Source organism: Hallerella succinigenes (assembly GCF_002797675.1).
Taxonomy (GTDB): Bacteria; Fibrobacterota; Fibrobacteria; order Fibrobacterales; family Fibrobacteraceae; genus Hallerella; species Hallerella succinigenes.
This window is the reverse complement of the sequence record NZ_PGEX01000001.1, coordinates 293,952-306,690: the sequence shown is the minus strand read 5'-3', so window position 1 is coordinate 306,690 and position 12,739 is coordinate 293,952. Positions and strand designations below refer to the sequence as shown.

The window sequence follows — 12,739 nt, the reverse complement described above, 5'->3', positions numbered from 1 at the left end:
CTAAATTAAGGCTTATGCTCCAAGAAATGCTTTCCATGGATTTTATGCAGAACGCTTTTATTGCGGCGGTTCTCGTTGCAATTTCTTGCGGGGTCATGGGATCCTATGTGGTGGTGAATAAAATCGCGGGGACGGCGGGCGGTGTGGCGCACGCTTCTTTTGGTGGAATAGGGCTTGCCTGTTTTTTAGGATTTTCACCGATGCTCGGTGCGCTCGGCATGGCGCTTGTGTGTGCGCTCGTGATGGGATATTTGACTTGGATCGACCGCAAACGTTCCGATACGCTGATCAATGTGATTTGGGCGGCGGGTATGGCGGCCGGTGTGATTCTTACGGATTTAACGCCCGGTTACAGCGGCGATTTGACGAGCTTTCTGTTCGGCAGCATTTTGACTGTGCCGCATGAACTTCTGTGGGGCATGGGCATTTTGACCGCTTTGATTTTAGCGGTATCCGCGTTCTTTTTTAGACAGTTTCTTGCTGTGTCGCATGATCCGGAATTTGCCCGTGTGCGTGGAATTCCGGTGTTTCGCCTGTATATGTTGTTGATGGCGATGATCGCTTGCACGGTGGTGATGGCGGTACAGACTGTGGGCTTAATTCTTGTGATTGCGCTTCTGACGATTCCCGCTTATGTAGCGCAGAGTTATTCCAAAAATTTGAAGCAGATGATGTTTTTTTCGTGCCTTTTCTCGGTGGTGCTTTCGCTTGCGGGACTTGTGGTTTCTTATGTGTGGAACTTGACGGTGGGACCGACGATTATTCTCTTTAGCGTTTTGCTGTATGTGGCAAACTGGGGAGTTCAGAAGCTTCTCGGTGCAAATTGATTGTAGGATAGACGATGCGATTTTTGGCTTTGGCAGTAATGACTTTGGGCGCGGTTTCCGCTTTCGCGGCGACGCATTCGCTTTTTAACAATCCAGATATTACGACGGAATATTCTGTACTTTTGCAAGAAAAGAATGCGCGGAACGATTCGTTGTTGCCTGCATTGGACGGTGACAAGGCTTTTTCCGAACTTTTGCGCCAGAATCCGAACTTTTGGAGCTTAGAACGCCTGGACCAAGAAGGCGAAATGCTCACGAAGCTCAAGGCGAAGATCATTTACATCGACGGTATCCGTGAAGAAGCTTACTGCAAGCTCGACAAGAATACGTCTCAGGCTGGCGAATGGAATTTGGAAATCGGCGTGGACTTTGTGAGTGCCGCGTCGAATACCGTGGGCATTCACGTGCAACAGTGCTTGAACATGGTCCGCGATGAACTCGGCTACCTGGTGAAAAAGGACGACAAGATTATTGCCGTTCCTCCGCGCAAGGTGATTGAAAAAATCAAGGAAGTCGAAATTCCGATGGCGGTGGACATCGATTTGCAGCAAAAGCTCTTAGCGACCCACGAAGAAGTGAATCGCACGGGCAACTGCCCCAAGGGCATTGAAAGCTATATTATTTTGCGCGACGTCTGGAACCAGGTGAAGAACGAAAAGATGGACATCGTTACGATCAACGACAAGTTGAATTCCAAAGTGAACGGTGGACACAGTATTAAGACCTGCGCTTTTAGCACGGAATGGAACAAGCGTTACCAGGGCAATGCTTCCTTTGAATGCGACATCGACAAGGAAGTCTGCGATTACGAAGATTCCGAAGACGGCAAAACGAGCTGGAGTTGGAACTTTGACGAAAACCGATTTGAATTTGTGCGCAAAAAATTTCTCTTCATCCCGTATGGTTCCAAAAGTGTTCACGACGGCGGAACGATGATGGACCTTCGCCTGATCCGCCTTTCGACGACCCTTTACTTGGAGGGCTTCTTGGACGAAAAGGGCGAACCGGTGACGCTCGGACTCATCATTTTGCCGAACGAAAACGACGAATATGAAGAATACGACGACTCGGATGAAGACGAATACGAGTACGAGGAGTGAGGGGTTCAGAGCTTAGAGCTTAGTTGAGTGACCAGAAGCTTATACGGCGGTTTTCGATGACGGCGGCTTTCGAATTCGAGTTTCCTGAACCGGAAGTCTATTATATGCGAATAATGATGTATTCAATTTAACTCGTTTTATTATATATTTAAGGTATATCTCAGCGAGGAAATCTATGAAAAGTTTTGTAAACGCTTCTTTATTTGCGGCCATGCTTGCTTTGCCAGCTATGGCAGGTGAAAATTTTGGCGGTATCGGTGTTACGATTTATGCGGTGAACGAAGGCGTTCTCGTTTCGGACGTGATTCCGGGTTCTCCGGCAGCAGAAGCGGGTCTTGAATCAAAAGACCGCATTATTGCCGTGGACGGTGTTTCGATAGCCGGTAACGATATCGATGCTTCGAAGGAAGTGCTCCGCGGAACGGTCGGAAGACCTGTGGAACTTTCCGTACTCCGTGAAAAGGAAACTTTTACAGTAACGCTTCGCCGTGCAAATATTTCGGTGAACGACGTGGATGCGTCCAAAGTAGAAGCTTGGTATGGCGAAAATCAGAACAGCTATTCCTCGGACGAAATTGCGGAAGTCGCTTCTCAAAATCTTTCCAGGAATCAGAAGCTTCTTTCGGTGATGCAGCATGGTCACGTGGTGAAGGAAGAAATGAAGGTTTCTTCTTCCGATCTTTCCGTGGTCTCCGTGGAAACGGCTGAAGAAGAAGTCGCTCCGCAGGTGAAGAACCGCAGTGTGCGTGCCGCGGGCTCCTTGAATGCCTTTGACCGTGAACAGGTCGCGATCAACCTGCGTGCAGAAGGCTCTACCGTGGTGCGCATTGTGAATGCGAACGGTGAAGTAGCCGCTCGCCTTTTGAAGGAAGATGCGAAGGCCGGTTCGCAGTCCCTCGCATGGGACGGCAAGAATGCGGCTTCCGGCCGTTACATTGTTCACATTGAACAGAACGGTGCCGCTTCCGCAGTGGCAGCGGAACTCCGCTAAGTTCTTTTGACTTAGTCTGTTCTAAGGCTTTTTAGAAGAGGCTCCTGGTAAAACAGGAGCTTTTCCTTTTCTATAATTGCCGTGTGATGAAGAACACGTTGAAGCGAAGAATTCTAGAGTGCTTGTTTTGGCTCGCACTTGTTTTTTCGTCTTTCGCTTCGGCGCAAGAAATGACGCCAATTGATTTGCCGGAAAGGCCCGATCCCGCTGATTCCACAGAGACGGATACGACGGATGGCGATTGGTTCGGATCTTCAAACGATACGACAAAAACCGATACGGTGGAATACCATGCGGTTGATTTGCAGTATGACGTGGGAACGTCCACATTCAATTTGAACGATAAGGCGCAGCTGAAATATCGCACGGCGACTCTCGATGCGGATACGATCCTTTTTAATCAAAAAGATCAGGTTTTGCAGGCAAGCGGAAATCCGGTGCTCCGTGAAACCAAGAATCCGTCGCTTGCGGGTTATCGCATGAAGTACAATATGAAGTCCCGAGTGGGGGAAATCTATTATGCGACGACCTTCCAGGACAACAATCAGCTAAACGGCGTGGAGGTTCGCCGCCTTCCGGATACAAGACTTTTGATTGCCCGTGGCGACTTTAGTACCTGTGACGATACGACGCACCAGCATTATTACTTCTACGGTAGACGCATGGTGGTGAAGCCGAAGGAAAGTGTGACGGCAAGACCTGTCGTGCTGAACATTGCGGATGTTCCGGTGGCGGTGCTTCCGATGATCGTGGCGCCGCTCAAGAGCGGTAGGCGTTCCGGACTTTTGACGCCTAAGCTCGGCGGTGACCAGGTCCAGGGTTTTTACATCAAGAATGTGGGCTTTTACTATGCGCCGAACGATTACTGGGACGCGACGACTTCGGCCGATGTGATCGAAGGTTCTTCGGCAAACTTTGAAAAGACGACGCTTTCGGAATCGATCCGCTATAAATGGCGCTACCATTTGGACGGAAACATTTCTTATACGAGTTACCTTGAACAGTTTGATTTTGCAAACAGTGGATATGACATTCGCTTTAACCACAATCAGAATTTGACGCCCGACGGAAAACATACCCTTTCCGGTACAGGTTCTTTTGTTTCGGATCAGAGCGTTCGCCAGGATAACGGTACCGATGCGGAAACGATCTTGGATCAGCAGGCAAACGCCCAGATGACGTATTCGGGCAAGTTCGGATCGAACAAGAGTTTGACGGTGAAACTCTTGCAGAACTACAACTTGACGACGGGATACAAGGAACGCCAGATCCCGGACATCCAGTACCGCATGAGCGGTCAACTTTTTGATTTTGAAGACGACGATGATGAAGTCGCTTCGGAAGAATCCTGGCTAGACAAGTTCAACTACTCGTTCTCGAACCGTTTCAACCTTTATGAAGTCATCGCAGCAGATACGGTGCGGAATATAGATACCGCCGTCTGGTATACGGGCTACACGGGAACGTATTCTGTGGACTATTCCGCATCTCTCTTTGATGTGATTAACTTGACGCCGAAGGCTACCTTCACCGGCATGTGGACGGGCAACCGCTGGATCAATCCGGAAGATTCTGCAAAGTACCGCAAGCAGCGTAGCGGTTGGAATCCGGAAAACGATGAATATGGTGAATTCTTTTACAACCACAATTACAGTTTGACCGCTGATACTAAGCTGTATGGAATTTGGATGCCAAATATCGGACGCTTTACCGGTGTGCGCCATGTGCTTTCTCCGAGTATTTCGTACACCTATGCGCCGGAACTCGACACGAACAAGTACTTTGTGAAGCACCCGCTTCTTGGCCAGACGCCTTACCAGATTGAACAGAAATCGCTCGGCTTCTCGATTTCGAACGATTTCGATATCAAGTATTTGAAAACGCTTGGGCAAAAGAAGGCTTCGGAAGACGGCAAGGATACAACGGAAACGGAAGATACTTACGGCACCCGCCGCCTGATTACAACTTCGCATTCGACGTCTTACAACTTTGCCGCAGATTCTCTCCATTGGTCGGACATCAATTCGAGCTTTGGGTTTCAGGTGCTCCCGAATTACATGTTCACCATTCGCACCCGTCACAGTGTTTATCACAAGTATGAAGAGGATCCGAATAAGGTCCGCTTCCCGGAACTGACTTATTGGGCTTACGATCTTTCCAAGAGTTTCAACTGGTCGGGCGACTTTAACTCGGGCCTTGCTTCGCAAATGGGAAAGTACCAGAAGGATTCCTGGTCGGCGAGTCTTGATTACCGCTATTCGTTCTCCAGTACGCGCGTCGGTAAAAAGGTTTTCAAGGACAACATTTCGCATTCTACAGGAATTTCCGCGTCTTTGCATCCGACGCCCAACTGGTCAATGACATATTCGACGCGCTACAGTTACACGGAAGGCCGTTTTGCAACCCATGAATTTACTTTCGATAGAACCTTGCATTGCTGGAAGCTTGACTTCACCTGGACTCCGACGGGCCCTGCTGCGGGCTGGAGCTTTACCGTGTACGTGAAGGACTTGCCGGATATCAAACTGAACGCTTCGAGTACGGAAGATTAATTTTGGCGGTGGGGAACTTCCATGACGCGGACGGAACTTGAAAAACGTTTGCTTGCGGAACAGGATTTGAAGTACCGTGAATTTCACACGGCGTTGCTTCCGGGCATTGACCCAAAAACTTTTATCGGAGTCCGCGTTCCAACACTTCGGAAACTCGCCCAGGAGTTTTCGAAAAACGCTTCGCCCGCCGAAGTGGAAGAGTTTTTGCAAAGCCTTCCGCACCGGTACTTTGAAGAAAATCAGATTCACCTGTTCATTGTGGAAAAGATTTGCGACTTTGAAACCTGCTTGCGGCAGGTGGAAAGCTTTTTGCCGTATATCGATAACTGGGCGGTCTGCGACGGAAAATCTCCTAAGGCGCTTTTAAAGGATACGACCCGTTTTGAATCGAAAGCTTTGGAATGGCTCAAGTCCGATAAGGCTTACACGGTGCGCTTCGGCGTGAATATGCTGATGGCGTTCTTTTTAGACGAGCGCTTTCGCGAGGAACATTTGAAGCGCGTCGCTACTGTGGATGAAAACCGTTTTGAAGGTGCCGACCGTTATTACGTTCAAATGGTCGTCGCCTGGTACTTTGCCACGGCACTTGCAAAACAATGGAACGTGGCGCTGCCTTATATTCAAAAGAAAAAACTTTCACCGTGGATTCATGCGAAGACGATTCAGAAGGCTTGCGAAAGTTACCGTATTGCTGCAAAAGAAAAAGCTCTTTTGCGAACGTACAAATGAAAAACTGGACCCCAAAAAGGATAGACCGATTTTTTAAAATGTGTAGCCAATTCGTATGAGTCGCTTTTGCAACCGACAATATTTGACGAATATCGAATTAAAAACTGGGCCATCAGTGTTTAAACTGTAGCCTAAATTTTTCCTCTCTTTCGCAGAACAAGCCCCCAACAGACTTGAAGTTTTCATAGCGAGTTCCCATAAACGATTCCGCGCCGTCTCCGCTATAAACGATTGTCGGCGGATTTTGGGAAAGATGCTTTGCGTACTTCTCGGAAAAACTTTTCATGGGTTTGCTGAAATCCTGGTCAAAAGCCTTGCCGCTTTTGACTTCGAATAGATCGAGCCCTTGCTTGCGCGAAAGAATAAGGTCCACTTCCAGCCCATTGCTGTTCCTGAAAAAATACAGGTTCGGCTCTAAGCCGTTATTTAATCTGCTTTTCAGGGCTTCTAACAAAACAAGATTTTCGAACAACTTTCCTAGCATCGGATCTCGCTGCAGTTGAACTGGAGTCTCTATCCCTAACAAATAACAGGCGAGTCCCGTATCACAAAAATAAACCTTGGGACTTTTGACAACCTGGCTAGTCCTAGAAGTAAACCAAGGCTTCAAGACATAGACAATATGCGAGGCTTCCAAAAGCGAAAGCCATGCAGAAATAGTTTTACCTGAAACGCCCGCTTCGGCCCCGATTGCTGCACTGTTCATCAACTGCCCAGTACGTCCTGCCAGCAGTTTCAGGAAATTGAAAAACTTGGATAGGTCACGAACGGACGCCTGTTGCGCGATGTCCCTTTCCACGTAGGTGTTCACATAATTCCTGTAGTAATCGGACGGAGCGTGTCCGCTTTCAGCAAACAGGAACGGCATTCCACCAGCAATAATCTGATCGTCGCGCTCCAGCATAATCCCTGCCGACTCTATTTCAGAGATGGACAGAGGAAGCATGTCGATAATGGACGTTCTGCCAGCTAGAGACTGGGCTACGGATGCTTTTACCGAAATTTGGTTGCTGCCCGTAAGCAAAAACTGCCCTTTGAGAGGGTTTCGGTCGATACGCACCTGAACCTGCCCCAACAGGGATGGGATCCGATGAATTTCGTCGATGATGACCGGAGCGGGAAACCTTGTGAAAAACTCGTCGGGATCCTTCGACGCCAATTCACGGGTGGCAAAATCTTCTAGGTTCGCATATGCGTAGTTTGGGAAAAGGGCGCGAACAAGCGTCGTTTTTCCGCATTGACGCGGGCCGAACAAGGTGACAGAAGGGTATTCAGCCATCTGGGACTGGATATAGGGGGCTATTTTGCGATTGATCATGCTCTAAACATACATAATTTTTAAGGAGATGTGAAATAGTATTTCGTTTCTCCGTCAGCAAATGACCGCAAAGCTCGTTTTTCCGTATTTCCAAGCATATTTCAGGCCTTTGCGAATATGGCGTGGTAATTTATTCTCAAACCTAGAAATTCACCACTTCAAAAGTCACTGAGAATAAGACGAATGCTCACGTCCAATTTGGCTACAATAGCATACTTGTCTAGTTTCATACATTTACCGTTTGCTGTTCGCTAATTTCTAACAAATAGAATAAAAAATTTCCATCTACGCGAATTCCACATCGCTCCCATATTCTATGGCGACATCAAATTGCTTCGCCAACATAGAAATATGAGCATTCACCCAGCGCTTCATTTCTAGCGGTTTCTGAGGAAAGCCCTTTAAACGCAAAACGTTTAATAAAAGCCTGCGAAACATCCTCTTGTGGCATCAAGAAACATGCGGCAGCATAGTTTGCCTGCCATTCAAGAATATTTATCGCAGAATCGTCTTCGGAGCAACCAAAAATTGTAAATGAGTCTTTGCTACATGAATGAACCGCATCGGAGTCATTTTTAGAAAAATAATATTGATGCAATAACCAATGGAAGCATTCATGTACAACAATTCGAGTTTTCCCTCAAAATACACGTCGCCAACGTCTTTTGAGCCTCACCAAACGCTCCATAGTTCTTCATCACCGACCTTACATCCAGCAAAATTCCCGCGATTCGGTGGTAAGAACGATAATCGACTTCGCCCGGCCTTGCATCAAGATTCTTCCAGTTCCCATGGCAAAAGCCTATAAAGCGCATCTTGCAAGGACGCGTTTCAAAGCCGTCGTCCGGCGGTAATTGAGAGTTGTCGGCATCAAAACAATACGGCAGTAGGAACGCATTGTAGATAGGCTTTGGCAGAACGATAGAATCCACGCCTAAAATTTCTTTCCAATGTGTTTCCACATATTCCGCATAAGCAATTTGCTTGCAAATCGAACCCGAAGACGGTAAATCTGATGCAGAACCAGTCACGCCAAACTTATAATACTTGGCATCCAGAACATAAAGACGATTGCCTTCCTCATCCCACATAATCGTATCGGGACGCATTGCATAAGTGGGATTTTCGTATCCGCGGGCTCCAGAACTCAGATCCCATTCACAATGCGGATTAAATTTATCCTTGGCGACACCCTGCGGCAACTTCCCGAAAATTTTATCCACCATCGCTTCCCACACGGGGGCGAAGGTATTTACGCCGAATAACGGCTCGTTTTCACTACCATCTTCGCCACGATTATCCCTGTTCCCTAAATAGCGAACCATTTTCAGCATCGCATGAAAAAGTTCCAAATGTTTATCGTTGAAAGTCGCTGTGATTTTATCCTGAATCACTTCTGCAAATAGTTCATAGTCGAACAAAAGTTCCGGCTCTTCGACTTCGTCTTCTGAAATTCCGTAAAGCGGACCAATCAGTTGAGCGGCCTCTTTAACACAAAACTTGTGGACGAGCGTTATCAGGTTGTCTTCGCGGTAACTCGTATTGCGAGTAATCAAGTTTAGATATACAACTTGATCGTGACCTTCTTCGTCTTTGACAACCTGCGGCTTAATTCTTTTAATTGTTCGCGGCCAGCTGATTTTGCCGGAGAAACCCTTCTTGTAAATCGTTTCGGATTCCACAAAGTAGCCGAAATCGAGATAGTACTGCAATACCGAAAGATACGCGTAGAACGGGAAATCCAGTTGGAATTTTTTCAAGTCTTCTTCGGAGAAATAGCTTTGCAGGGATTTATCGTTCAATACAGCAATAAGCTGGTAGAAATCCCGCTTGCAAACATCCTCGGGTGGCTTTGATGCGCGATACCCCATCGGGAAATAGATTTTGGGGCGGTTATCCTCAATCTTTATCCCAACAAACGATTTGTCCTTCTTTTCGTCACTTGAACGCCAAGCATCATACACGCAAAAATCCGCAAAAGACGTGAAAGCCTTTGGTGCGGGTTCTGCGATATGTTGTGCAAGTGCTGTCATTTAGGTATTCGCCTGCTTTTGCAACTTTGCCTTATCCACGTCATTCATCTTGAAAATCTTTTCAAAGGACTCAAATCCGACGGACGTTTCAAAAGCGTCTATCAAATCCGAAAGGGAGTTGACTTTATCATCCTTGACGAAAATCTCGCCAGACTTGTTGCGCTTGAAAACGTCGTCCCACAGATACTTGAGAACCTTTTCCGCAAAGTCTTCTTTCTTGATTTTGTCCACGCCGCCGATTTTTTCGCCTGTGATGAACCAACCGCCCAGACACTTGTCATCAGCCTTCAAAACAGCCGTCTATGGCAATAGAATCTTTTCGTTTATCCATTTACGGAAATCACCCCAGTAAACGCCTGTATCGTCAATTTCGGTCTTGTACTGGGCGGAATTTTCGTCCAAAACATTTCGAATCATCTTTGACTTGAAACGGCGCTGGAACGCATTATCCATCGTGAACACGTTCTGGTCATTTGTGTTCATTGTTGCATAAATAGAAAGATTCGGCGGCAAGCGCACAGCAGTATTGTTGATAAACTTTATTTTGTCGCCGTACGGGATGGAATCGTCGTATTCAATCTTTTCCGGATTATCCGTACTTTTCTGGCGAACATACGCGTTCACATCAATGTTTGTAACTCCGTAAGAACTCCAACCTGTGTCATAGACGTTACCCGAGAGTTCTTCAGGGCCATCTTCCGGGCGTATACGGTCCAGTAACTGGAACATTTCCCCAAAAATAGCGGCCGCATTGCCGCGGTTGATTTCCTCGATAACCAAGAAGAACGGCTCCGCAGGATTGCGATAGGCCCTACGCACGATTTCCGCAAACGGACCCGGTTTAAAGCGATATTCAACACCGCCGTTATCCGGCTTTACGTAAGGATAAATCTGCCCCACGAAATCCGCATTGCAGTATTCCGGGTGAAACACGACACGAACCTTGTTCTTCTCAGGAACGTCCTTCAGTTGCTCCCGGATCTTGTTGCTCTTGCCGCACCCCGGAACACCGTAGTAGATGATTTGGGAGGGGGTGAAGGACTGATTTTGTGATGGTGGTTCGACAATAGAATCTTCTTGTGACGAATTTGCAAGTATTTCGTTCTGATTTTTTTTGCGTTCTTTTAATTCCCAATCAGCCCAATCTGTCCATTCCGTTTGAGGTAAGCTCAAATTAGAATAAGTATAACTATTATCATCAACGCTCACACAATATAAATGAAGTGTATCAAAATGCTCGATGAAAAAGCCATAACACATCAAACGATCTTGATAATGTCTTTGAATTTCTTCAAAGGATTCTTGGTTTTTTATTGTATCATAAGTTGTATGAGGAGAATATTTGATTGATCGTCTCCTGTAATGAGATTTGTTAACGTCTTGTATTTTCGTTAACAATAGAATGATTGGAGTATTCCGAAAAATTTTAGTATTGTTTTGAAAATGAACAATAATATTATCAAATTTTGATGCTAATTGTATTTCCTGATATTCGGGATTTAAATACGATTCGCTTGCAGTGACGAATAATTTCTTCTTACCTAAAACGCAAGATGTTTTAGCCAAAGGGACTGAATTAAAGTACATTCCCTTTAACATATTCTCATAACCTTCCGCCTTGAAATAATACGGAGGCATATCATCTCTAGGTTCTCGTGATTGACCAAGAGCTGTTTCCCATGAAGGACATTCTCCATTTTGTGGAGAAAAAATCAAAGAACCTTGGTCAAGTCTCATAGTTGCCTCCATATATGAGCTAAAAGAATTCCGACAACATTAACATCCCAACCATTTCCTGCTCGTTTAGACAACTGGGAATACGATTGTCCGTCGAAGTTGATTTCGCAATTCTTTTTATCGCGAGATATATCAAAACCCATCAGACGAAATTGCTCATGAACAGACATCTTTCGAACAATTTCTTTGCCCTTATCTTTACCAAATTTCTTAGGAGGCTCAATAACACGAAGACTATTATGTTCCGGCTGGGTGATTGTTATGCTATAGCCATCTTTTTTGATTTTCTTGTTATACACATCAAAACACAACGGCGTTTTGACGACAAAAGAATCGATATGATGTTTCACCTTCAAGTGAGCAATTTGTTCATCAGACAGATAGAGATATTTTTCAGGAGTGTTGTCCAAGAAATCGGCCATTTTTAAATCACTTTGGATTTCAGGCGGCTTCATTTCAAAATTTTTAGGCAAGCCACCTAATTGAGCGAACATCCAAAGGCGCTCTCTATTTTGCGGAACCCCATAATCCTTCGAGTTCAGAACAACTCTCGCTAAAGTATTTTCTTCCGTCGTGCCATATCCCATTTCAATCAAGTCTTTTACAAGTTGATCATGGATGGGCTTAAACTTTCCAGACGTGAAGCCTTTAACATTTTCCAAAAGGATGTACTTCGGCTTTTTTACTCGACATATTCGAATGATATGCCCAAGCATTGCCCCTCGGCCATATGGGTCTTCGGTCCCCATTTGCATTCCTGCGGAAGAGAATGGCTGGCAGGGAAATCCTCCCGTAAACAAATCAAAATCTGGCAAATCATTTGGATCAATCTTTGTAATGTCGCCCCAATTCTTTATAGGGTTTCCTTTCGCGTCACGATGATTTGCGTCAAATAACTTCGAAGCGTATTTATCGAACTCTGAATAACCAACAATAGTGTAATCAAAATTCGTCAAAGCTCTTTTTGCTCTTTTCAATCCAAAGGATGCTCCGCCATAACCAGCAAAGCCTTCAAAAACCCTGATTACATTCTTCTTCTGTCGAGTCTGGGCCATATCGCTCCGTGTTGAAAGTGAACGAGTTCACTCTCGCGGGAGCGGTTCTGGCCGATTCGCTTGGCCGGGGTGCAGGCAAAAAGAAACGGCGGGGAGCCGACTCACTCCTCGCCCAAAAGCGCGACATTTTCAAACGAATACAATACACCCGCAAAAACCCGAGCGGATACAATACGCCCAGGGTACACTACGCCCATGCAATACACGGGCTGTGGCGAGTCATTGCCTTATTCCTTGTGTATGAAAGTGTCGAAGTTTCAGTTAGAGGACAAGAGCAAAACTCAGCGAGTCTACCCCCGTTCTGCATTTCTTCAGTCTTTTTGGGAAATAAAAAAGGCGTGGAGTTGAATGCATTTACCTACCTGAGGCCTTCGACTGCCCTACACAAATAAACGCA

11 protein-coding genes are annotated in these 12,739 nt (G+C 46.1%); 5 read left to right on the top strand and 6 right to left on the bottom strand.

What is annotated here, in order from left to right:
- Positions 1-14: 14 nt before the first annotated feature.
- The 5 genes from BGX16_RS01345 (at position 15) to BGX16_RS01325 (ending at position 6,199) form a co-directional block, all read left to right on the top strand.
- Positions 15-827: a metal ABC transporter permease gene (locus tag BGX16_RS01345; RefSeq protein ID WP_100424447.1), complete on the top strand. Its 813-nt coding sequence runs from the start codon at positions 15-17 to the stop codon at positions 825-827.
- A 38-nt stretch (positions 828-865) separates the two neighbouring features.
- Entirely contained in the window at positions 866-1,927 is a 1,062-nt protein-coding gene (locus BGX16_RS01340; protein ID WP_241899573.1) for a hypothetical protein, read from the top strand.
- 175 nt (positions 1,928-2,102) lie between these two features.
- Complete coding sequence (locus tag BGX16_RS01335; RefSeq protein ID WP_100424445.1) at positions 2,103-2,918, top strand: PDZ domain-containing protein; 816 nt, start codon at positions 2,103-2,105, stop codon at positions 2,916-2,918.
- Between the two features lie 170 nt (positions 2,919-3,088).
- Positions 3,089-5,470 carry a putative LPS assembly protein LptD gene (locus BGX16_RS01330; protein WP_100426703.1) on the top strand — a complete coding sequence of 794 codons (2,382 nt, stop codon included), beginning with the start codon at positions 3,089-3,091 and terminating at the stop codon, positions 5,468-5,470.
- A gap of 21 nt (positions 5,471-5,491) precedes the next feature.
- Complete coding sequence (locus tag BGX16_RS01325) at positions 5,492-6,199, top strand: DNA alkylation repair protein (protein ID WP_100424444.1); 708 nt, start codon at positions 5,492-5,494, stop codon at positions 6,197-6,199.
- Positions 6,200-6,311: 112 nt separating this feature from the next.
- Here BGX16_RS01325 and BGX16_RS01320 read toward each other — a convergent pair whose 3' ends face one another.
- The 6 genes from BGX16_RS01320 to dcm form a co-directional block, all read right to left on the bottom strand.
- Positions 6,312-7,517 carry an ATP-binding protein gene (locus BGX16_RS01320; protein ID WP_100424443.1) on the bottom strand — a complete coding sequence of 402 codons (1,206 nt, stop codon included), beginning with the start codon at positions 7,515-7,517 and terminating at the stop codon, positions 6,312-6,314.
- Between the two features lie 325 nt (positions 7,518-7,842).
- Positions 7,843-8,115, bottom strand: a complete 273-nt coding sequence (locus tag BGX16_RS14420; protein WP_157797802.1) for an ImmA/IrrE family metallo-endopeptidase — start codon at positions 8,113-8,115, stop codon at positions 7,843-7,845.
- Positions 8,116-8,131: 16 nt separating this feature from the next.
- A complete protein-coding gene (locus BGX16_RS01315; RefSeq protein ID WP_100424442.1) occupies positions 8,132-9,550 on the bottom strand; it encodes an LlaJI family restriction endonuclease in 1,419 nt (472 codons plus the stop codon).
- Complete coding sequence (locus BGX16_RS01310; protein WP_100424441.1) at positions 9,551-9,841, bottom strand: hypothetical protein; 291 nt, start codon at positions 9,839-9,841, stop codon at positions 9,551-9,553. It abuts the gene before it with no gap.
- A gap of 9 nt (positions 9,842-9,850) precedes the next feature.
- Positions 9,851-11,287 carry an AAA family ATPase gene (locus BGX16_RS01305; RefSeq protein WP_157797801.1) on the bottom strand — a complete coding sequence of 479 codons (1,437 nt, stop codon included), beginning with the start codon at positions 11,285-11,287 and terminating at the stop codon, positions 9,851-9,853.
- Entirely contained in the window at positions 11,284-12,342 is a 1,059-nt protein-coding gene (dcm, locus tag BGX16_RS01300) for a DNA (cytosine-5-)-methyltransferase (RefSeq protein ID WP_100424439.1), read from the bottom strand. Before dcm ends, BGX16_RS01305 begins: the two co-directional genes overlap by 4 nt.
- Between the last annotated feature and the right edge of the window lie 397 nt (positions 12,343-12,739).

Excerpts from the sequence above, each read along its gene's own strand:
- BGX16_RS01320 (WP_100424443.1), bottom strand. The coding sequence starts at position 7,517 with ATGATCAATCGCAAAATAGCCCCCTATATCCAGTCCCAGATGGCTGAA.
- BGX16_RS01330 (WP_100426703.1), top strand. The coding sequence starts at position 3,089 with ATGACGCCAATTGATTTGCCGGAAAGGCCCGATCCCGCTGATTCCACA.
- BGX16_RS01340 (WP_241899573.1), top strand. The coding sequence starts at position 866 with ATGACTTTGGGCGCGGTTTCCGCTTTCGCGGCGACGCATTCGCTTTTT.
- BGX16_RS01345 (WP_100424447.1), top strand. The coding sequence starts at position 15 with ATGCTCCAAGAAATGCTTTCCATGGATTTTATGCAGAACGCTTTTATT.
- BGX16_RS01315 (WP_100424442.1), bottom strand. The coding sequence starts at position 9,550 with ATGACAGCACTTGCACAACATATCGCAGAACCCGCACCAAAGGCTTTC.
- dcm (WP_100424439.1), bottom strand. The coding sequence starts at position 12,342 with ATGGCCCAGACTCGACAGAAGAAGAATGTAATCAGGGTTTTTGAAGGC.
- BGX16_RS01335 (WP_100424445.1), top strand. The coding sequence starts at position 2,103 with ATGAAAAGTTTTGTAAACGCTTCTTTATTTGCGGCCATGCTTGCTTTG.
- BGX16_RS01305 (WP_157797801.1), bottom strand. The coding sequence starts at position 11,287 with ATGAGACTTGACCAAGGTTCTTTGATTTTTTCTCCACAAAATGGAGAA.
- BGX16_RS01325 (WP_100424444.1), top strand. The coding sequence starts at position 5,492 with ATGACGCGGACGGAACTTGAAAAACGTTTGCTTGCGGAACAGGATTTG.